At 49.0% G+C, this 20,837-nt stretch carries 20 protein-coding genes and 1 riboswitch; of the genes, 2 read left to right on the top strand and 18 right to left on the bottom strand.

What is annotated here, in order from left to right; all coding sequences use genetic code 11:
• Nucleotides 1-6: 6 nt before the first annotated feature.
• From sdaAB to PJK55_RS04950, 3 genes are all read right to left on the bottom strand, one after another.
• Entirely contained in the window at nt 7-669 is a 663-nt protein-coding gene (gene sdaAB / locus PJK55_RS04940) for an L-serine ammonia-lyase, iron-sulfur-dependent subunit beta (protein WP_074034808.1), read from the bottom strand.
• A 63-nt stretch (nt 670-732) separates the two neighbouring features.
• Nucleotides 733-2,412 carry a DAK2 domain-containing protein gene (locus PJK55_RS04945; protein ID WP_214875409.1) on the bottom strand — a complete coding sequence of 560 codons (1,680 nt, stop codon included), beginning with the start codon at nt 2,410-2,412 and terminating at the stop codon, nt 733-735.
• A gap of 22 nt (nt 2,413-2,434) precedes the next feature.
• The gene (locus PJK55_RS04950; RefSeq protein ID WP_015881350.1) at nt 2,435-2,797 is read right to left on the bottom strand and encodes an Asp23/Gls24 family envelope stress response protein; all 363 of its coding nucleotides are present in this window, start codon (nt 2,795-2,797) and stop codon (nt 2,435-2,437) included.
• Between the two features lie 252 nt (nt 2,798-3,049).
• Between PJK55_RS04950 and rpmB the strand changes: the two genes are divergently transcribed.
• Nucleotides 3,050-3,238 carry a 50S ribosomal protein L28 gene (gene rpmB, locus PJK55_RS04955; protein WP_015881349.1) on the top strand — a complete coding sequence of 63 codons (189 nt, stop codon included), beginning with the start codon at nt 3,050-3,052 and terminating at the stop codon, nt 3,236-3,238.
• Nucleotides 3,239-3,295: 57 nt separating this feature from the next.
• Here rpmB and PJK55_RS04960 read toward each other — a convergent pair whose 3' ends face one another.
• The 13 genes from PJK55_RS04960 to gmk all read right to left on the bottom strand — a co-directional run bounded on the left by PJK55_RS04960 (nt 3,296) and on the right by gmk (nt 17,184).
• A complete protein-coding gene (locus tag PJK55_RS04960) occupies nt 3,296-3,883 on the bottom strand; it encodes a thiamine diphosphokinase (RefSeq protein ID WP_271304998.1) in 588 nt (195 codons plus the stop codon).
• Entirely contained in the window at nt 3,880-4,455 is a 576-nt protein-coding gene (gene thiT, locus PJK55_RS04965; RefSeq protein WP_271304999.1) for an energy-coupled thiamine transporter ThiT, read from the bottom strand. The genes PJK55_RS04960 and thiT overlap by 4 nt, the downstream gene beginning before the upstream one ends.
• A 73-nt stretch (nt 4,456-4,528) precedes the next feature.
• Nucleotides 4,529-4,629, bottom strand: a riboswitch (TPP riboswitch).
• Between the two features lie 20 nt (nt 4,630-4,649).
• On the bottom strand, nt 4,650-5,306 hold the full coding sequence (gene rpe / locus PJK55_RS04970; RefSeq protein ID WP_271305000.1) for a ribulose-phosphate 3-epimerase: 657 nt from the start codon (nt 5,304-5,306) through the stop codon (nt 4,650-4,652).
• Nucleotides 5,307-5,309: 3 nt separating this feature from the next.
• Nucleotides 5,310-6,197, bottom strand: coding sequence for a ribosome small subunit-dependent GTPase A (gene rsgA, locus PJK55_RS04975; RefSeq protein WP_271305271.1), 888 nt, complete (start codon nt 6,195-6,197; stop codon nt 5,310-5,312).
• 42 nt (nt 6,198-6,239) lie between these two features.
• A complete protein-coding gene (pknB, locus tag PJK55_RS04980; RefSeq protein ID WP_271305001.1) occupies nt 6,240-8,189 on the bottom strand; it encodes a Stk1 family PASTA domain-containing Ser/Thr kinase in 1,950 nt (649 codons plus the stop codon).
• 5 nt (nt 8,190-8,194) lie between these two features.
• Nucleotides 8,195-8,929, bottom strand: coding sequence for a Stp1/IreP family PP2C-type Ser/Thr phosphatase (locus PJK55_RS04985; RefSeq protein ID WP_214819640.1), 735 nt, complete (start codon nt 8,927-8,929; stop codon nt 8,195-8,197).
• Between the two features lie 8 nt (nt 8,930-8,937).
• The gene (gene rlmN / locus PJK55_RS04990; protein WP_271305002.1) at nt 8,938-10,023 is read right to left on the bottom strand and encodes a 23S rRNA (adenine(2503)-C(2))-methyltransferase RlmN; all 1,086 of its coding nucleotides are present in this window, start codon (nt 10,021-10,023) and stop codon (nt 8,938-8,940) included.
• A gap of 4 nt (nt 10,024-10,027) precedes the next feature.
• On the bottom strand, nt 10,028-11,359 hold the full coding sequence (rsmB, locus tag PJK55_RS04995) for a 16S rRNA (cytosine(967)-C(5))-methyltransferase RsmB (protein WP_271305003.1): 1,332 nt from the start codon (nt 11,357-11,359) through the stop codon (nt 10,028-10,030).
• Nucleotides 11,346-12,746 (bottom strand): methionyl-tRNA formyltransferase, encoded by a 1,401-nt coding sequence (gene fmt / locus PJK55_RS05000; RefSeq protein ID WP_271305004.1) that lies wholly within the window; start codon nt 12,744-12,746, stop codon nt 11,346-11,348. The genes rsmB and fmt overlap by 14 nt, the downstream gene beginning before the upstream one ends.
• Before the next feature lie 11 nt (nt 12,747-12,757).
• Nucleotides 12,758-15,082, bottom strand: a complete 2,325-nt coding sequence (priA, locus tag PJK55_RS05005) for a primosomal protein N' (protein ID WP_271305005.1) — start codon at nt 15,080-15,082, stop codon at nt 12,758-12,760.
• Nucleotides 15,079-16,269, bottom strand: coding sequence for a bifunctional phosphopantothenoylcysteine decarboxylase/phosphopantothenate--cysteine ligase CoaBC (gene coaBC / locus PJK55_RS05010; RefSeq protein ID WP_271305006.1), 1,191 nt, complete (start codon nt 16,267-16,269; stop codon nt 15,079-15,081). The genes priA and coaBC overlap by 4 nt, the downstream gene beginning before the upstream one ends.
• Nucleotides 16,270-16,327: 58 nt before the next feature.
• Nucleotides 16,328-16,537 (bottom strand): DNA-directed RNA polymerase subunit omega, encoded by a 210-nt coding sequence (rpoZ, locus tag PJK55_RS05015; protein ID WP_015881337.1) that lies wholly within the window; start codon nt 16,535-16,537, stop codon nt 16,328-16,330.
• A complete protein-coding gene (gene gmk, locus PJK55_RS05020) occupies nt 16,537-17,184 on the bottom strand; it encodes a guanylate kinase (protein WP_031421596.1) in 648 nt (215 codons plus the stop codon). Before gmk ends, rpoZ begins: the two co-directional genes overlap by 1 nt.
• Before the next feature lie 131 nt (nt 17,185-17,315).
• Here gmk and PJK55_RS05025 point away from each other — a divergent pair, with 131 nt between their 5' ends.
• Nucleotides 17,316-19,007 (top strand): Rqc2 family fibronectin-binding protein, encoded by a 1,692-nt coding sequence (locus PJK55_RS05025; protein WP_271305007.1) that lies wholly within the window; start codon nt 17,316-17,318, stop codon nt 19,005-19,007.
• Between the two features lie 52 nt (nt 19,008-19,059).
• Here the strand turns inward: PJK55_RS05025 and PJK55_RS05030 are convergent, their stop codons facing one another.
• Both PJK55_RS05030 and PJK55_RS05035 read right to left on the bottom strand, forming a co-directional pair.
• A complete protein-coding gene (locus PJK55_RS05030; RefSeq protein WP_214783850.1) occupies nt 19,060-19,998 on the bottom strand; it encodes an FUSC family protein in 939 nt (312 codons plus the stop codon).
• A complete protein-coding gene (locus PJK55_RS05035; RefSeq protein WP_214819628.1) occupies nt 19,995-20,825 on the bottom strand; it encodes a hypothetical protein in 831 nt (276 codons plus the stop codon). The genes PJK55_RS05030 and PJK55_RS05035 overlap by 4 nt, the downstream gene beginning before the upstream one ends.
• Nucleotides 20,826-20,837: the final 12 nt, after the last annotated feature.

A 20,837-nucleotide genomic window follows, 5' to 3' on the forward strand; every position in this document is an offset into this window, starting at 1 on the left:
TTCTCCTTATTCCCCAAAAATAGCTATCCGTTCGATTTGCGGTAACCGTTCCAGTTCTGCGATCACTTCAGCAGGAATCGTTTCATCAATCTCAATCGCCATCAACGCTTGCATTCCTTTTTCGTGGCGACTCACTTCCATATGCCCGATGTTCAATTGATGATTCGCCAAGACGCCGGTCACTGCAGCGATGGCGCCGAATCGGTCATGATGCAAGACGACGAGCGCAGGTCCCCCACCTGTCAATTTCAACGGGAACCCATTTAGTTCCGTAATCTCAATCGTTCCCCCACCGATTGAAATCCCGACGATTTCAAATGTCCCAAACTCATCTTCGAGTAAGACACGGGCTGTATTCGGATGATCCGTCAACAAGTCACTCGTCTCAAAGATGACCTCGATCCCTTTTTCACGGGCGATGTCTAACGCCTGTGGGATTCGCAAGTCAAACGTATCGAATCCCATAATCCCACCGACGATCGCGACATCCGTACCGTGACCCCGATACGTGTCCGCAAACGATCCGTAAAACGTGATGCGCGCGGTGCGGGGCGTTCGCCCAAATAACTTCCCTGCCATCAGCCCGATGCGTGCGGCACCGGCTGTATGTGAACTCGATGGCCCGACCATGACAGGACCAATAATGTCAAACACACTACGATATTTCACTTCATTTTCCCCCTTTCAAAAATCCCTACCTTCATTATACAGAAGGTAGGGACTTGAAACAGCTTATTCCACACTAAAAATATAAGAGTAAAGCGGTTGTTTGCCGTCGTGTACTTCAATCTCAATCTCATCATTTACAGATTCAATATATGACGTCAACGCTTCCACGTCTGATTCAGATGAACCTTCACCTGTTAAGATCGTGATGATTTCATCGTCTGCTTCGACGAGTGCATCGACCAATTTCTTAGCCGCTTCGAGGCTTGACGTCGATGAAGAAACAATTTTCTTCTCTGCAATCGCCATATGCTCGTCTTTCTTGATTTCCACGCCATCGATGCTCGTATCACGAACAGCGTAAGTGACTTGACCAGACTTCACAGTCGCGGCAGCCGCTTTCATCGCTTGTTCGTTCATCTCGACATCCGCCTCTGGGTTGAAGGCGATTGCAGCCGCAAGACCTTGTGGGACCGTCTTCGTCGGGATGACAGAGACGCCGCATGGTGCGACAGACGCCGCTTGCTCAGCAGCCATGATGATGTTTGAGTTGTTCGGGAAGATAAAGACATGTTCCGCATGTGCAGATTCAATCGCCTTGACGATATCTTCTGTCGATGGGTTCATCGTCTGACCGCCTTCGATAACATGTGCCGCCCCAAGCGAACGGAACAATTCACTGACACCTTCACCCATTGCCACCGTTACGATCGCAAATGGTGCTTTTGGCTTCTCGGCCTGTTGAACACCGTGCTGATTTGCGCCGTGTTCTTCTTCAAGGATTGTCGAGTGTTGTTGACGCATGTTCTCGATTTTGACTGCAACGAGTTCACCGAAACGCTGACCTTTCGTGATGACCTCACCTGGAGTCTCGACGTGAACGTGAACTTTTAAGAGTTCTTCGTCCGCGACGACAAGGAGAGAATCTCCTAGTTCTGACAATTCGTTACGGAATGCGTCTTCATTGAACGGCGCATCCTTTAACTTATCGTCTTGGAAACGAACCATGATTTCCGTGCAGTAGCCGAATTCAATGTCTTCTGTTGACATGAATCCTTGTGCAGCATGGGCATGATGTTCTGCCTCGATCAACGCATCCATGACAGGTGCATGTGGTTTCTCGAGTTCTTTTCCTTCAAGGCTTGCAAGGAATCCTTCGTAGATGACGAGAAGACCTTGACCGCCTGAGTCGACGACGCCGACTTCTTTTAATACCGGCAACAAGTCCGGTGTACGGTCTAACGATGCTTTCGCTTCTACGATGACACGTTTCATAAATTCAGTGAAATCACTTGTCGACTCTGACGCAAGAAGCGCTTCGTCGGCCGCTTCACGAGCAACCGTCAAAATCGTTCCTTCAACCGGTTTCATAACCGCCTTGTATGCCGTGTCGACACCGCGCTTGAGCGCCTCTGCAAAATCAACCGTTGTCAGTTCCGCTTTGCCTTCAACCGCTTTACCGAATCCACGGAACAACTGACTTAAAATAACGCCTGAGTTTCCTCGTGCTCCCATAAGTAGTCCACGAGCAAACTTCGATGACACCTCTGCGATATCTGATGAGTTCATCGCTGCTACTTCTTTCGCACCCGACGTCATCGTCAAGTTCATGTTCGTTCCCGTATCTCCGTCTGGAACCGGGAAGACGTTAAGCGAATCCACATAATCTGCGTTTTGGCTCAAGTTGGCCGCTCCGTTCGCGATCATGTTTGAGAGCGCCAATCCATCTAAACGTTTTAAACCCACACCAAATCCTCCTCCGTTTTCGTCAGTCATTCGTCAGACGAACGCCTTGAACGAATATATTTACCGACGAAACGTTTAATCCTAAAGTTTCTCCGAGCGTATACTTCACTCGGCTCTGAACGTTGTATGCAACTTCAGATACTTTCGTTCCGTAGCTTACAATGATGTGCATGTCGATATGTACGTCTTCGTCTTCTTGACGTACGACGACACCACGCGCGTAATTTTCACGTTTTAACAATTCAGCAATGCCGTCTTTTAATTGTGCTTGTGAAGCCATGCCGACCACACCGAAGCATTCCATCGCTGCACCACCTGCGAGTGTCGCGATGACGTCACTTGTGATGTCAATATTGCCATATGTTGTCTTCATTTCAATTGCCATATGGAGTAGCCTCCTTTATTCGGAATGATTCCTAATGTACATTCTACAATAAGTACCTAGTTATTAAAAGAACCTGCTCCAGAAACTCGGTCAATTAACGCGATAACCTCATTCATTATTCAAATCCTTGAGAGTAATGTCAAGTTTTTTTCTTGTCATGGTACGATTTTCTAGTTGCATCGGGAAAAAAGCCGTGCTAATATAAACGAGTGTCTATTAGGACGAACCCACATAAAAAAGGAGGGGAAACGCATGGCACGTAAATGCTACGTAACAGGTAAATCACCTAAATCAGGTAACAACCGTTCGCACGCACTCAACAAGACAAAACGTACTTGGGGTGTAAACGTACAAAAAGTTCGTATTCTCGTTGACGGTAAACCGAAACGCGTTTGGGTTTCAGCTCGCGCACTTAAATCAGGTCTCGTTGAACGCGTATAATACTTATACACGAACGAATAAATCCCAGCGGCATTCGCCGATGGGATTTTTTTTTGCTTATTTTTTGATGATCATGACGAGAACCATTCCTTGATGGACCGTCAATCGGGCAGACGCTTCGATCCATTCATTCGAAATCGTCAACGCCTCCCCACTCTTGACCTCATGATGGTCGAGTGGATATTTGACACCTTCAATCGAGATCGTGGCCGTCTTCCAAGGCATGAAGGAAAGATAGTGCCCGTCTCGCTTCATAATGACCTCGCTACCTGTTCTCACGAGATAAACCGTTTGACCTTCTCCGTGAAGAACCATCTCCGGATACGCTTCAAGTAAGCCGACGTTCGCAAACGTCATATCGATGCGTCCGCCTAAGCCACCATATACATCCATCCGTGTCGCCCCGCGTTCTCTCGCGAACGCTAGTGCAATCTCTAAGTCCGTCACGTCTTTCTCCGAAGGATAGCGTAGCGCCTCCTCAGGCGGTAGTCCTTTAAACGAATCAAAATCCCCGACCACGACGTCTGGCATGATCCCTTCATCTAATAATCTTTGATATCCACCATCGACACCGATGACAAAATCGGCATCACGCGGTAAGTCCGGAATGGGTTCCGGACTCGCCGCGACAATCAATATATTCATTGACGGAGATCCCGTGTCGCCACACGCGTGAAACGTGGTGCTGTCGTGAAGAGGAGCACCAACACGATGGCTGAGATGACAAAGGATGGTGCCATATACGTAGCATTGTAGCCGAGTGAATAGGCGACGACCGGACCTTCTGCATATTTAGCAAAGAAGACAATTCCCGAGATGACGTGCGCCGCGTATCGTAACATCGAACCAAGGAGCGCCCCGAGTACTAAATATGTGGCAAGCGTCTTCGTCGCCCCGTTGCTCGCAGCTTGCTTCACACGCCCCGCGAAAACGCCGGCCATTCCGACGAGACCATAAGCGACCGTATAGTCGAGCAAGAATTGTACGGGCGTGAAAATATAGGCACCGAACAAGAGTTGGAGTGTCCCAACGAGGGCACCTGTCGCGAGACCACCTTTTAGTCCGTGGCGGAATGCCATCACAAAGATCGGGAGCATCGCTAAACTGATGGATCCCCCTTGTGGCAAACGGTATGGAATGAGCAAATCAAAAATGAGCCCGAGCGCTGCAAACAATGAAATTTCAATGAGCGCTTGTAATTTGAAACGTGATTTCATCTTTCTTCCTCCTTTATTTGGTTGAACGACAAAAAGCAGCATGACGTAAACGCCATGCTGCTTGGATTCGCAACGTGCATTTTCGCCACATCCCTACGTCCGTGTGAACGGAACAGGTTCAAAGGGTTAGCGTATGCCTCTCAGCCACATCATGTGACACCCCTTGCGACTCTATCTTGTTGTTCTATCGTCGATTATACACGAGATGCGCCACGAATGCTATCGATGGCTGCTTTATAATCTGGTTGATTATAGATGGCTGATCCCGCAACAAGGACATCAGCCCCTGCGTCGATGCAATGTTTTGCCGTTTCCGCGTTGACACCACCATCGATTTCAATCTCAAAATCAAGCTGACGGTCTTGGCGGAGCTGACTGAGTGCTGAAATTTTCGGTACGACCGATTCGATGAAGGCTTGTCCCCCGAACCCTGGGTTGACGGTCATGAGCAATACCATGTCGACGTCCGCAAGCACGTGCTCAATCGTCGAGAGTGGTGTATGTGGATTCAAGACGACTCCACATTTTGCACCTGCCGCTTTGATTTGTTGCAAGACGCGATGCAAATGGTTTGTCGCTTCCACGTGAACGGTGACGATGTCCGCTCCTGCCTTCACAAAGTCTTCGACGTAGCGTTCCGGTTGGTCAATCATCAAATGCACATCAAGGACCATGTCTGATTTTTTACGCAAGCTTGCGAGTACGGGTAGACCAATCGAGATGTTCGGTACGAACTGCCCGTCCATGACGTCAAAATGAATATAGTCCGCTCCCGCTTCTTGAACAGCTTTCACTTCAGCCTCCAAATTGGCAAAGTCGGCCGCTAAAATAGATGGTGCAATTTTAATCATCTGTCAATACCTCCGTTTTCGATCGTTTAACTCCTCCATAAAGGTAACATAATTCTCGTACCGTGTTGAAGCGATTTCACCATTTTCAACGCCTTGTTTGATGGCACATCCCGGTTCATTGAGGTGAGCACATCCGCGGAACTTACAATCGTCATGGCGTTCCACGAACTCAGGAAAACACCATCTGAGTTCGTCCGCCTCAAGTTCTTGCGGAAACTCCAAGCTTGAAAATCCAGGTGTGTCAGCAACCAGCCCATCCGCTAATTGAATCAGCGTCACGTGACGCGTCGTATGCTTCCCTCGACCGAGTGATTTAGAGATTTTCCCTGTCGCCAACTCGAGCTCTGGTGCGACGGCGTTGAGTAACGAACTTTTTCCGACACCGGTCTGACCGGCGAAGACACTCGTCTTCCCTTCGAAGAGCCCGCGTACTTGATCCACTCCGCGCGCATGCTCCGTCGATGTCTCAATCACCTCATACCCGATGGCGCGATAGCGTGCAACCGCCTCCCGAATCGGCTCGACTTCATGTTCATCAAGCAAGTCCATCTTCGTCAAGACGATGATCGGATGAACCTGTTTCGATTCAATGAGGACGAGGAAACGGTCGAGCAAATGATACGAAAACGCCGGTTCTTTTACGGAAAAGAGGAGAAACGCCTGATCGATATTTGCAATCGGCGGGCGAACGAGGTGGTTTTGACGCTCTTCCACTTCTAAAATATAGCCGGTTCCATCTTCTTGATCTTGAATCACCACATCGTCGCCGACGACAGGTGAGATGTTGCGCTTTCGAAAGTTCCCTCTAGCCCGACAACGAATCTCTTGATTCGTCTCGGTCATCACATCGTAAAACCCGCCTTGAAGGCGAATGATTGTTCCTTTCATTATGACTACCTCCTTTAAAAAAGAGGTGACGACTCCGTCACCTCTTTATTGTGCCTCTTCAGCTTGTGCATATGTGACTGAATCTGTTCGAACAATCTCTCCATCGACTTCAATCGTCGCCGTCCCGACTTCGTCAGGGGCAATGACGAGCGTATATGAATACGTTGTCGTCTCTGTGATTTGATCACGAAGCACCTCAATCTCACCGCGTGCGTCAACCGTACGAATCACGACTTCTACCGTCTTCGGTTTCTTGTCTTTGTCCGGCTGTTCGACTTCCACAGCCACTTCACGTTCAATTGAAATATCGGTCGGTTCAACGCCTTCCGATACGATGACCGTGAGCTCAGTTCCCGGGTCGACTGCTGTCCCGGCTGTCGGAAGTTGACGGATGATCTGACCTTTTGGAACACTTGTCGAAAATTCATCCCGCTTTACGATTTTCAGTTTGTTCTGTTCAGCATAAATGGATGCTTCGTCGAACGTATACCCAGCAAGGTTCGATAGTTCCACTTTATTGCTCCCTGTCGACACGACGAGTGTGACCGTCACCTCTGAAGGAACGACCTCTTCACCTGGGTCAACCGATTGGGAAATCACATCTCCGTTATTCACCGTTTCGGAAGCTTCTGTTGTGATTTCAAGGTCGCTGAATGCCAAGTCTTTCAGCATACGTTCGGCGGCAGTTTGCGAAAGACCTTCTACATTCGGCATTTCGACTGTCTCTTTCCCGGCCGATACGACAATCGTCACGGTCGTTCCACGTTTCGGTTTACGTCCTTCTTGTGGATTTTGCGAAATGACCTCACCCTCCGCGATGTCATCGCTCGCCCGCTCTGTCACTTCGACGACAAACCCGGAAGCTTCAAGTTCTGTCGTCGCATCCCCGATACTCATACCGACGACATCCGGCACGACCGAACGTGACATCTCATCAGCGACCACGTAAGCGGCAATGCTTCCACCAATCAATAGAACGATGAGTAGAATCCAAATCCACCATTTTCGTTTCTTCTTTTTCACAGGAACCTCTTCTGGTTCCTGTTCTTTTGGTGGCGTGACCGGTGCTGGTGTAACCGGAACATCTTGTTTTTCTTCCGGCATAACCGGTGCCATGACGAGCGTCTGGTCGAACTCGTCTTGATTTGCCGAGAGTCGTCTCGGTTCATTGGCTCGTTCGCGGCTCAACGCGGTCATGCAATCTTTTTTAAAGGCTGCGACCGATGCATGACGAGCACCAGGTGATTTTGACAAGGCTTGCATGACACAGTTCTCAAGCGCTTGTGGGATATTCGGATTTAAGTCCATCGGTCGAATCGGGTCATCTTGCAAATGTTGAAGCGCAACAGCGACCGGCGTCTCGCCGATGAACGGTACACGACCTGTCAACAATTCATAAAGGACCGCACCGAGCGAGTAAATGTCCGATTTTTCATCCGCAAATTTCCCACGAGCTTGCTCAGGTGAGAAGTAATGGACAGAGCCAAGGACAGACATCGTATGCGTCAACGTCGCATTCGACATCGCCACAGCAATCCCAAAATCGGTCACCTTCACGTTTCCATGCTGATCGATCATCATATTCTGTGGTTTGATATCCCGGTGAATGATTCGGTTCGCATGGGCGTGGTCAATCGCATCACAAATCTGTCCCATGATGCGCAACGCCTCATCGACAGATATGTATTCTTCCTGCAAATATTGTTTTAACGTCACGCCATCGACGTGCTCCATGACGATATAGTATAAATCATCTTCATCGCCGACGTCGTAGATTGCGACGATATTCGGATGGTTCAGACTCGTAGCCGCATGGGCTTCTCGCTCGAACCGACGTATAAATTGTTCGTTATGTGAGAATTCAGATCGCAACACCTTGATGGCGACGGTTCGGTTTAAAATCTCGTCATGAGCCCGGTAGACATTTGCCATGCCTCCGCTGCCGATTTGTTGTTCGATCCGATAACGATCGTTGATTCGTTCTCCGCTTCGCATCGGATTCATCCTCTCTTTCTATCAGTGAATTGAACGAGGGCGACCGTAATGTTGTCGCTCCCTCCCAATTGGTTGGCTTCCGCAATCAGTTGATCTGCTTTTTGATCAGCCGATACAGCTTGTTGTAAAACGTGTTGAATCGCCCCATCGGTCAGATGTGTCGTCAATCCATCCGTACAAATTAAAATCACTTCAAACTCAGGGTCAGCGAGCACTTGTACGTCAGGCTCGACTTGTTCGCTTGAACCGATCGCTCGGGTGATGACATTTCGCTTCGGATGAACGCGCATCTCTTCTTCCGTCAATTCACCGAGCTGTTTGAGCACGTTGACGTAAGAATGGTCTTCTGTAAGACGTCGTAATTCGTTCGCTTGCAGGGCATAGACACGGCTATCGCCGATATGAACGATGACAACCGTCTCACCGTTCCAACAAACGGCCGCCACAGTCGTTCCCATCATGACGAGATTCGACTGTTTCGCAAACTGCAACACTTGTTCATTCGCCAAGTGAATGTGATGGCGGAACCATTGTTCGATGTCGACAGGGGTCGACGGGAGAGACGGGAAAGCCCGCCGAAACTCTTCAATCACGATTTGACTCGCGACCTCTCCCGCTGCATGTCCACCCATTCCGTCGGCAACGAGCGCAATTCCTGAAAAGGCATCGCCTAAGATTAAAACTGCATCTTCATTTTGTGTGCGTACTTGTCCACGATCTGTTCGAAATGCTAATTCCATCTTTCTGATTACCTCGTTTCTTGTTCGCGCTCCTTCGCTCGAAGTTGCCCACAAGCAGCATCGATATCCGAACCTTGTTCGCGACGAATCGTCACGTTCACATTGCGGTCTTTGAGCACTTTTTCGAAGGCAAAGATCTGAGCTCTCGGTGTGCGTACGTAGTCGCGTTCCAATACGTGGTTGACTGGGATCAAGTTGACGTGACATTTGATGCCTTTCAACAAGTCAGCCAATTCGTGGGCATGGTCTTCCGTATCGTTGACGCCACCAAACAATCCGTATTCGAACGTGATGCGACGACCGCTCTTCTCCGTATAGTAACGGACGGCATCCATCAACTTGTTCAAGTCAAACGCACGGTTGATCGGCATGAGACGTGTACGTAGTTCTGTCGAAGCCGCATGAAGAGAGATGGCGAAGTTGATGCGCATACCTTCATCAGCAAACTTATAAATTTTTGGAACGATTCCGCTCGTTGATACCGTGATATGACGGGCACCGATGTTAAGGCCGTTATCATGGTTGACCGTGCGTAAGAAACGCATCAACTCATCATAGTTATCAAACGGTTCACCGATTCCCATGACGACGATTGAGTCAACACGTTCGCCTGTCACGTCTAGAGCACGCTGTACGTCAAGAACTTGTGCCGTGATTTCGCCAGCTTCTAAGTTACGTTTCAACCCACCGAGTGTTGAGGCACAGAACGTACAGCCAATCCGGCAACCGACTTGTGTCGTGACACAAATGGAGTTCCCGTACTCGTGACGCATAAGAACGGTTTCAATTGAATAGCCATCTTGAAGTTCGAATAAGAATTTGATTGTACCGTCTTGCGATTCTTGTTTGACCAATTCCTTCAACGTTGTCAGTTGGAACGATTCTTCTAATTGGTCACGAAGTGCCTTTGGAACGTTCGTCATATCGTCGAATGACGTGACACGTTTAACGTACATCCAATCATATAATTGTTTCGCACGGAATGATTTTTCTCCTGCTTCAACGACCCACGCCTCAAGTTCAGGGAACGTCAACGAATAAAGTGACGGTTTTGCGCCTAAAAGTGGATTCTTTTCTACTGCTTTTGGATTCATTGTTTTATACCTCTTTCTTAAATGCGGCGATATAGAAGCCGTCGGTCCCGAATGTCGTCGGTAATAGTTTTAATTCAGCACGGTCCGATTCCATGATCGGACGAACAGATTGCGGGAGACGTTCTTTTAGCGTCTCGTCCCACACCAATCCTTTTGACAATACATAGTCAGCCTGCGTCTCGTTCTCGGACGGATCAATCGTACATGTCGAGTAAACAAGCGTACCACCTGGTTTGAGCAGTGGCAATACGGCATCAATGATTTGTCGTTGGATCTTCGGTAAGTTTTCTAACTGGGCTTTGTCTTTCGTCCATTTGATATCTGGCTTCCGACGAATGACACCAAGACCCGAACAAGGAACATCCAGAAGAATACGGTCAAAGCTCTCTTTTTCAAACCGTTCACCTGCCAGACGAGCATCAAGGGCAAGTGCGGTCACTCCATTGATGTGAAGACGTTTGGCTTGCTGGTCGATCAATTTCGCTTTATGTGGATGTAAATCGAGTGCTGTGAGCGAACCGTTCTCCATCCGTTCTGCCGTGTGCATCGCTTTCCCACCAGGGGCGGCACATGCGTCTAAAATCTGATCATCTTTCGACACACCGAGGGCATCTGCGACAAGCATCGAGCTCTCATCTTGAATCGATAAGAGGCCTTCCTCAATGAACGGGGTCGAATGGACGTTGCCCGATTCGACGACGAGTCCGTCGCTTGATAGTTCAGAGCGTGACGTCAAGACACCTAAGTCGGCCAACCGGTTCATCATGTCGTCGACAGACGCTCGTTTACGGTTGACGCGAACCGTGACAGGAGCCGGCTCATTGTTCAATTGACAGATGGCTTCTGCTGTTTCCACCCCATATAGGTCAATCCAATCGGAAACGAGCCATTTCGGATGACTATGTTCGATCGAGATTCTTTCCGCATCTGTCAACTCGCTAAAATCAGGGAACCCTTCACGGAGAACGTTACGTAACACCCCGTTCACGAATTTGCTCGTTCCGAGATGGTGTCCCCGTTTTTTCGCGATTTCGACCGCTTCGTGTAAGACGGCACGATCTGGCACCTTATCGAGGTAAAAGAGTTGATATACACTCATCCGAAGAAGCGGAAGGACGAACTTATCGAGCTTCTTCGGCGAACGGATTCGATCGTTTAAGATGTAATCCAACGTTCCTTTCCGACTGAGTGTCCCATAAACGAGTTCGGTATAAAGGCCGACATCTTTTGGAGCGACTTTCTTTTGTTTTAATGCATCATTGACGGCAATCGTTGAATACGCGCCGCCTTGTTCAATTTTTATCAGCGTATCAAGCGCTGCTTCACGTACGTTCATGAGTTCCTCCTAATCGGTCACCAACACGCAACTTCTGTCCAGCTCCACGCATGAAGGTCGCACCATCCATTCGTTTTTTCCCTGCTGGTTGTAAGTCCGTCACTTTGATGGCAACGCTGTTCCCAGTCGCCACGACGAATCCGTCTTCTTCAAGTCGAACGACTTCTCCAGGTTGACCTGTACCCGTCGTCTTCTCTCCCATGAACAATTTCACGCGTTCGCCGTCAAGAATCGAATAGGCAGTCGGGAATGGATTCATCCCGCGAATGTGATTATAGATGGCTTCCCCACCCATACCCCAGTCGATTTGTTCGCGCTCACGGCTGATGTTCGGTGCAAACGTCACATCCCGCTCATCTTGAGGGACCGCTTCAATCCATCCTTCTAAGAAAGCTGGAAGTGTACGGATGAGAAGATCGCTTCCTGCTACAGCCAGTTTATCAAATAACGTTCCGACCGTATCCATTTCTTCAATCGGAACAATCGTATTGGCAATCATGTCACCTGCGTCCAATTTATCGACCATATACATGATTGTCACACCTGTTTCCGATTCACCATCGATGATGGCTTGATGAATCGGGGCACCTCCACGATATTTCGGAAGTAGCGAGGCATGGACATTGATTGCTCCGTGAGGCGGTGCCTCGAGTAATTCGGTCGGCACGATTTGACCATACGCTGCCGTGACGATGAGGTCCGGACGTAACGCTAAAATTTCTTCATAATCCGTGCGAACTTTCTCAGGTTGCAAGACAGGAATGCCGTGACGGAGTGCACACTCTTTCACAGGCGTTGGTTTCAGTTCACGTTTTCGTCCGACCGGTTTGTCCGGTTGCGAGACGACACCTACGACATTGTATCCTTCTTCGAGCAGTCGCTCAAGTACAGATACCGCAAATGTCGGAGTTCCCATGAAGACGATTCGCTTGTCTTTTCCAGAGTTTGGAACCGCTAGCTTGTCTGTGAATAAGACGCCATCTAAATGATCCATCTCATGTTGAATCGCACGGGCGAAAAAGCCGCTCGCTTGAATGGTATGTGTCCGTCCTTTCAAGTCCTGATTTTTGACGACAATCGACTCATGGCGTTCCACGAATCCAAATTCGCCCGGGATGCTCAAACATCCTTCAAGACCGACCTCACGTCCTGACGTCTCGATGATCTCAGGATTAATCAAGACGAGAGGACCCGTCTCATCATCGGTATGGACGACTGCGAGTCGCTGATTCAAGTTGACCTGTGGTGCCGCAACACCGACTCCATCATACTCATACATCGTATCAAACAATCGGTCGACCGTTTGACGCAATTTTTTATCGAACTTCGTTACCGGTTCGCATGTTACGCGTAATATATCGTTCGGTACTTCTACTACTTTATACATGTCTCTCCACCTCACATGAATACGTATGGGTTCACATCGATACTCATTTGATATTCTTTCTTACTAATCGCTTTCGCTCTTGCTTGTTGAAGGCGAGCTAATTCCACGTAGAGCGTTTCAGGTTGTTTCGTTTTAATGAACACCTGATAACGATACGCATTCTTTAATTTTGACAGCGGGGCAGGCATCGGACCGTTCAAGCGGCTATTCTCCACTTGCGCCTGTAAAAAGTCTGATGCGAACAGTTCCGCCTCCGCCTTGGCGACGAGTGGATTTTCTGCTGAGAACGTGACAAGTGTCAAAAACCAGTAAGGCGGATGGTTCCCGACTTGACGAAGACCCATCTCTTTGGCAAAGAACGTCTCATAGTCGTGTTCACTCGCTGTCTCGATGACATAATGGTCCGGATTGTACGTTTGAACGAACGCCTCACCTGGAAGTTTTCCACGACCGGCTCTCCCCGCCACTTGGGTAACAAGTTGGAACGTCCGCTCGGTCGCACGGAAATCAGGCATCCCGAGCGTCGCATCTGCCGCGAGTACCCCGACGAGTGTGACGTTTGGGAAGTCGAGCCCTTTGGCAATCATTTGAGTGCCGAGTAAAATGTCGGCCTCTCCTTCTTCGAAGCGTCGTAACAATTGTTCGTGTGATCCTTTCCGAGACGTCGTATCTTGGTCCATTCGGATGATGCGCGCCTCCGGAATCCGGTTCAACAACTCCGTCTCGATCTTCTGGGTGCCTGATCCGAACTGTTTAATTTTCTTACTATTGCACGATGGACACGTTGACGGCATGCCGACTTCGTAGCCACAATAATGACACTTCAATCGATCACCATATTGATGATACGTTAAGTTGACCGCACAATGCGGACAGGTCATTCCTTCTCCACAGTCCCGACACATGACAAATGTCGTAAACCCACGGCGATTCAATAGAATGACACATTGCTCTTTTTTCTCGATCCGGTCGAGGATTCCATTAAACAATTCCTCAGAGAACATCGTCGTATTGCCTTTTGCCAGTTCACGGCGCATATCGATAATGTGGACCGGTGGCATTTCTCCACCGTACCGTTCTTTCAAGTGTAAGTAACGATACACACCCTTTTGAGCTCGGGCGTAGGATTCGAGCGAAGGTGTCGCACTCCCCAACACGACGGGACACCCATGATAGCGGGACCGCCAAATGGCGACATCACGCGCATGATAGCGCGGGTTCTCTTCTTGTTTATACGTCGTCTCATGCTCTTCATCCAAGATGATGAGACCGAGACGGTCGAGCGGCGCAAAGATGGCCGAACGAGCACCGACGACGACGTCGACTTCCTTCCGCTTGATTTTACGCCACTCATCATACTTCTCCCCTTTAGAAAGAGCACTGTGTAAGACTGCGACGCGTTCACCAAAGCGACGTTTAAAACGTTTTACCATCATCGGTGTCAAACTGATTTCCGGCACGAGCAAGATGGCCTGCTTGCCTTCATCGATGACTTGTCCAATCGATTCTAAATACACTTCGGTCTTTCCGCTACCGGTCACACCGTGTACAAGTAACGTCTCGCCTGCATCCGCCTCATGAATCGCCTGGACCGCATTCGCCTGACTATCGTTTAACTGCACCGATTCCTGTACTTGCTCGATCGTCGCGTACGGGTCACGATTCAATTCCACTTCGGTCAACCGTACCGCACCGAGATCTTCGAGCTTTTGAAGTTGCGGTCGAGTCAACCCGATTTGGCGTAATGCCGACCAATACATACGTGGCGTCTCTTCTAACATTTGAATCGCCTCTAGTTGCTTTTTCGCACGTTTCGAGACGACTGTCGGATCGAGCAGTTCGACGACGATGTCTGTTTTGACTGTTTTCTTTTCTTTTAGAACGGGAGCGAGGGTAAGCTCCCCTTTTTTAGCAAGTCCGAGAATGACCGATTGAATGTCTTTCGGATATTCCGATAAATGTGTCCCGAGACGAACACCTTCAGGCACATGCCCCTCTTTAATTTCTTTGTCGTAACTAACTTTTAGCGCTGCTGGTAGCATCGCAAGGAGTGCAGAAGAACGGAAGCATAGCGTCGTCTCCTTTACATGGATGGACAAGTCGAGCAGCTCATCCGTGAGTGAGGATTCTTCATCTAATAAGGCTTCGAGCGGCTTCAATCCATCTCTCGTCCCGTCCGATGTGCCAACGACGATTCCTAAAAGACGGCGTGAACCGAATGGAACGGAGACACGCATCCCCGGTTCAATCAAGGATTCGAACTGTTCGGGTACTTCATAATCAAACGGACGATCAATCGTAATCACCGGTGCATCAACATGGACATGGGCAATCATCGGACCGCTTCCTTAAAGTGTGTGAGCAACTCGAACGCCAACTGTTTCTTCGACTGTTTCGGAAGCTGGAGCTTTGTCCCGTCAGCATGGAACAGGACAGCCTCATTATCATCTGCACCGAATCCGACGTCACTACCGGATACATCGTTTGCGACGAGGAAATCGACGTTCTTTTTCTTCAGTTTCACTGCCGCATGTTCTTCGAGTCGTTCCGTCTCCGCAGCAAAGCCGACTAACACTTGATGGGTTTTTCGTTCACCGAGTGTCTTGAGAATGTCTGTCGTTTCTTCGAGTTCAATCGTCAGTGGACCATGCACTTTTTTATGTTTCTCTGCATGGACCGTTTTTGGACGATAATCCGCGACTGCCGCTGACTTCACGACGAGGTCGAGTGAATCGAAACGACTTGTCACTTCCTGCAACATCTCTTCGCTCGATTTGACGGGAATGGCCGTCACACCGTCTGGTACCGGGACTTGAAGCGGACCGTGGACGAGGGTGACACGGGCACCCATATCACGTGCCACTTCTGCGAGTGCCACACCCATTTTCCCTGACGAGTCATTTGATAAGTAACGGACGGGGTCGATGCGTTCTACCGTCGGACCAGCCGTAATCAATACTTCTTTTCCGAGGTATAGTTTCGGGACGAACTGGCTTTCGATGATGCGCACCAAATCTTCTGGTTCCGGCAGACGTCCCCCGCCAATCCAGCCACATGCCAAATTACCGACACCCGGTTCGATCAACTGATAGCCATATGATTTTAACGTCTCGATATTCCGCTGTGTGGCAGGATGTTCGAGCATGTTCACATTCATTGCCGGTGAGACGATCACCGGGCACTTCGCCGCTAGGATCGACGTCGTAATGAAGTCATCTGCAATCCCGTTCGCTAATTTCGCGATCGTGTTGGCCGTCGCAGGAGCGACGACGATCAAGTCACTCGAGTCGACGACATCGATATGTGCAATCTTTGTCGGATCATGCTCTTCAAACACATCGGTATAGACCGGATTTCGACTGAGCGCCTGGAAGGTCGCCTGACCCACGAATTGTTCTGCCGACTTCGTCATCGCGACGCGAACATTCGCTCCGGCTTGAACCAATTTCGATGTGAGCGCACACGCCTTGTAGGCGGCGATGCCACCACTCACACATAACAAAATAGTACGATCCTTCACCATTCCCAAACTCCCCCTTATAGACAATGAGACCCAAGTCGCAAACGACTTGGGTCACACTTCATCCGTTGTTTTTTTCGTTCACGATGATTGTCGTATCACCCGAAAATAGTTCTTCTAACGCTTGACCGACCGGCTTATATGATTTTGGCTCGGCGACTTTCGGTGCTTTTCCATCTTGAATCTGACGCGCCCGTTTCGCAGCGACCGTAACGATCGTATATTTTGACGGGATAGTACGTTGTAAGGCATCAATCGAAGGGTATAACATTAAATGACCTCCATCATGGCTTTTTTATAGAGTGACGCAACACGTTCACGTTTACAATGCTCAGCTGTCACGATCGCTTTAATTCGATCGATGGCTTTGTCGACCTCGTCGTTCGTGACGACGTAATCATAGGCGTCCATCAACTCGATTTCTTCACGCGCGACGAGCAGGCGCTGCTTGATGACTTCTTCAGACTCCGTGCCTCGTCCGATTAGACGATTGCGAAGTTCTTGAAGACTTGGTGGTGCCAAGAATAAAAAGACGGCTTCCGGGAGAAGTTCCTTCACTTGGAACGCCCCTTGCACCTCAATTTCAAGAATGACATCTTGGCCGCTTTCGAGCGTTTCACGCACCCACTCTACAGGCGTCCCGTAATAGTTGCCGACGAACTCGGCGTGTTCGAGCAATTCTTTTTGTTCGATCATGCGTTCGAACTCTTCTCTCGATTTGAAGAAGTAATGGACTCCTTCGACTTCCCCTTCACGTGGCTTTCGAGTCGTCGCCGACACCGAATATTGAAGGTTATTGTCCTCTTCCTCGCGAAGAGCACGACAAACGGTCCCTTTTCCGACACCGCTCGGTCCAGACAAAACGATTAATAATCCTCGTTCTTTAAAATTCACTGCAAGCCCTCCATCTTCTAACATCACATTTAATTATAATAGCAGTCAATCAATTGTCCCGGCAAGAAGAAGTTCGGATTTCCTACTCCATCGTACCATATTTTCTGTTTTTCTGATAACGTAGAGACAGAAAATGAACAAAGGTGATGAGATCATTGGCTTATGATGGATTAATGACATATCGTGTCGTACAAGAATTACAATCGCTCGTCGGAGGACGAATCAACAAAGTACATCAACCGTATTCTCTCGATTTGATGCTCCAAATTCGTTCGAACCGACAGAACGCGCAACTACTCATATCAGCAAACGCGATGTATGCCCGTCTTCAATTGACGGATACACCGATTAAAAATCCGCAAGAACCGCCGATGTTCTGCATGATGCTACGAAAACATGTAGAAGGCGGATTTATCACGGCGGTCGAACAAATCGGCCGTGACCGTGTCATCGTCATCTCCGTCCGCTCTCGAAACGAGCTCGGTGATGAAGAATCGAAAAAAGTCTACATTGAGTTGATGGGACGTCACTCGAACGTCGTCTTAACAACAGAAGACGGGAAAATTTTAGATGCGATCAAACACCTCCCGCCTTCGCAAAACACGTATCGAACGATCATGCCGGGTAGTGAATACCTCCTCCCGCCAGAACAACATAAGTTCGACCCTTTGTCTGATTTGACGGAAGGATTGAAGCGCATCGACTGGAATGCCGGAAAATTGGACAAACAGATCGTCGCCACGTTCGCTGGGGTCAGCCCTCAAATCGCTCAAGAAGTCGTGCACCTCTCGAAGATGCCGAACCGTGAATCGATTCAGCAAGCGTTCGAGAACGTATTGCGTCAGCTTGAAGGACCTTATGTGTTCCAACAACTCGCTTCTGGAAAGGAACGTTTCGCCCCGATCGTACTGACGGCAGGAGAAATCGTATCCGAGGAAACATATGCATCGAGTAAAGAAGTGCTCGACCGTTTCTTCTATGAGAAAGCGAACCGTGACCGCGTCAGACAACAAGCCCACGATGTGGAGCGTCTCTTGAAATCCGAACTCGAGAAGAACTTGTTGAAGCGCCGCCGTCTCTTAGAGGACTTAAAGGCGACAGAACGAGCGGACGAGTTACAAAAGTTTGGCGAGTTGTTGACGACGTACTTGTTCCAACTTGAAAAAGGGATGCGGGTCGCTGAAGTCGTCGATTACTACGATGAAGAGGGTGCAACCATCTCGATTCCGCTCGACCCGCTCAAAACGCCGAACGAGAATGCGCAACAATATTATAAGAAGTACAACAAATTAAAAGTTGCTAAAGTCGAAGTGAAAAAACAACTCGAATTAAACGACGCGGAAATCGACTATTTGGAGACGCTCACCGCCCAGCTCGATGTCGCCTCTCCATCCGACCTACTCGAGATTCGGGAAGAGCTCGCCGAAGAAGGATACATCCGTCAAAAACGTCAAAAGAAAAAAGCGAATCCAAAGATTTCGCTTGAAGCGTATACGTCTTCGACGGGGACTGAATTCTTTGTCGGGAAGAATAATACCCAAAACGACCATCTGACGTTCAAGTTCGCACGCCGTGACGAGATTTGGCTACACGTCAAAGACATTCCGGGTTCTCACGTCATCATTCGTTCCACGGAACCCGATGAGACGACGCTTCTTGAAGCCGCATCGGTCGCTGCCTACTTCTCGAAAGCACGCGCATCGAGCGGCGTGCCTGTCGACTATACACGCGCCCGCTACGTGAAAAAACCAAGCGGTGCCAAACCCGGGTTTGTCATCTATACGGATCAACAGACCGTCTACGTGACGCCAGATGAACAATTGATGAAGTCGCTGAAACAGTCATAAACGAAACCCGCCATGTTCTGATGGCGGGTTTTTAGTAAGGAAACAACTTGATTCACGCTTTCGGGTCATGCTTAAACGCTTCGAGCTGTTCATGATAATCGAGCAAATGCCCGTGTAAAATTTCTGAAACGGATAAATCTTCGTGCGGCAACCTAAAGAGCGAATACGGTTTATCACACGTATAGAGAATATCATGATGGTGCGCGAGCAAATATAAGAACTCCGATTCGAACGCCTGACGTTCTTCCTCACTCATGAGTAAGAAGGCTTCCCGATGCTCGGCTAGACTTTCTAGCAATAAGACGAGCTTGTCTTCGAGATGAATGAGCAAGCGATACTGCTTGATTGTCATATACTTTAATTTCACGTTCGTCACTTTCATATCCTCTTGAAGCATCATATGCAACTCCTGATGACCGAGGATGCGGGCACGCGTCTCTAATAGTTCCGCCGGGGAACCGACGAGTTCACGCCAATGGTGGAACAAATAAGATGAGGTCTTTCTGACCTCGCTCAACAAACGATCTTCATACCGCGGTGGCAAGAACGCATAGTTCACACCGAGTGAGACGAATACACCGACTGCCGTCAACAACGAGCGTGTCCATGCATAATGGAAGAAATCCGAAGTCGGGTTTTCTAACATCATGACGATGGCGAACGCCGCGTACGTCGACATGTGTGTCTTATCGAACGTCGTATTGAGCGTGAGCGACACGATGACCGCTAGACCAATGGAGATGGGATTGACGCCAAACAAATAAACAATAAAAAGCCCACACATGAGACCAACGACCGTTCCAAAAATACGACTGAACACGATTTTAGACGAGCGCTTGACGGTCGGTTGCATCGCCACAACGGCTGCAATCGCACCCATTCCAGAATAAATTCCGAATACATACCACGAGATCGCGACGGTGATCGATACAGCAATCCCGGTCTTTAACGTACGAAGCCCGATTTTCGGGATGTAGCGTTTTCCATTCATTTCAGTTCGACCTTCCCTGTCTCAGAAATCAACTCAACGACAGGTCGATTCGATGTCGACAACTGATAGACACCTGGTTCGACTTCATCGTAACGGTCGCTACTAGAAATTTTCCCAGCCGTCGTTACATTCACTTGCCCTGTCGCATGTTTTGGCGCATAACTAAGCGTCCCCGCCTCCGTTTGAACCGTCATCGCCTGGTTCACGACGACGTCTGCGATGGTCGCATGACGATAGGAGCGGATATCTCCCGTTACGAGACGTGCGGATTCGATTGTCGTATCACTCTTCGTCTCAATTCGCAGACGATCACTATCAATTTGCTTCAAATTGACGGCGTTCGCATTCATCACAATCGTTTTCACGTTTAACCCTTGCCCGGTCACTTGTTCAGCTCCGAGATGAACCGAGGTCATCGAGCTCGGTAAGGCAACGCGAAGCTTATAGCGGGACGGTTCATCACTGGCCCGACTGCCGAAATAGCTGAACCACCCATACCGCTCGACGACATAGATGGTATCGCCGACCGATTTGACTTTGATCCGTCGTTCTTTCGAATTGGTCTGCACCACTTCGATTTGTACTTTTTCATTTGTACTACGCACGAACTCGACATTCCCATGATACGTCTCAAGTCGTAACTTCTTCATTTGGTATCGATCTTCATACTGGTCCCCTAACGCCAACAAATGGCTGAATACGAATAAATTCACGAGAAAGAGCGTTGGAATGACCGTCAAGACGAGACCGAAGGCGATTTTACGATGTTTTGGGATTGCCCGAAATCGTGCGCTCCATGTTTTTTCTTTGCTTCTTGAATACGCCATATGCCTCTCCTT

The sequence above is a fragment of the Exiguobacterium sp. MMG028 genome, assembly GCF_027947425.1.
GTDB classification, from domain to species: domain Bacteria; phylum Bacillota; class Bacilli; order Exiguobacteriales; family Exiguobacteriaceae; genus Exiguobacterium; species Exiguobacterium aestuarii_A.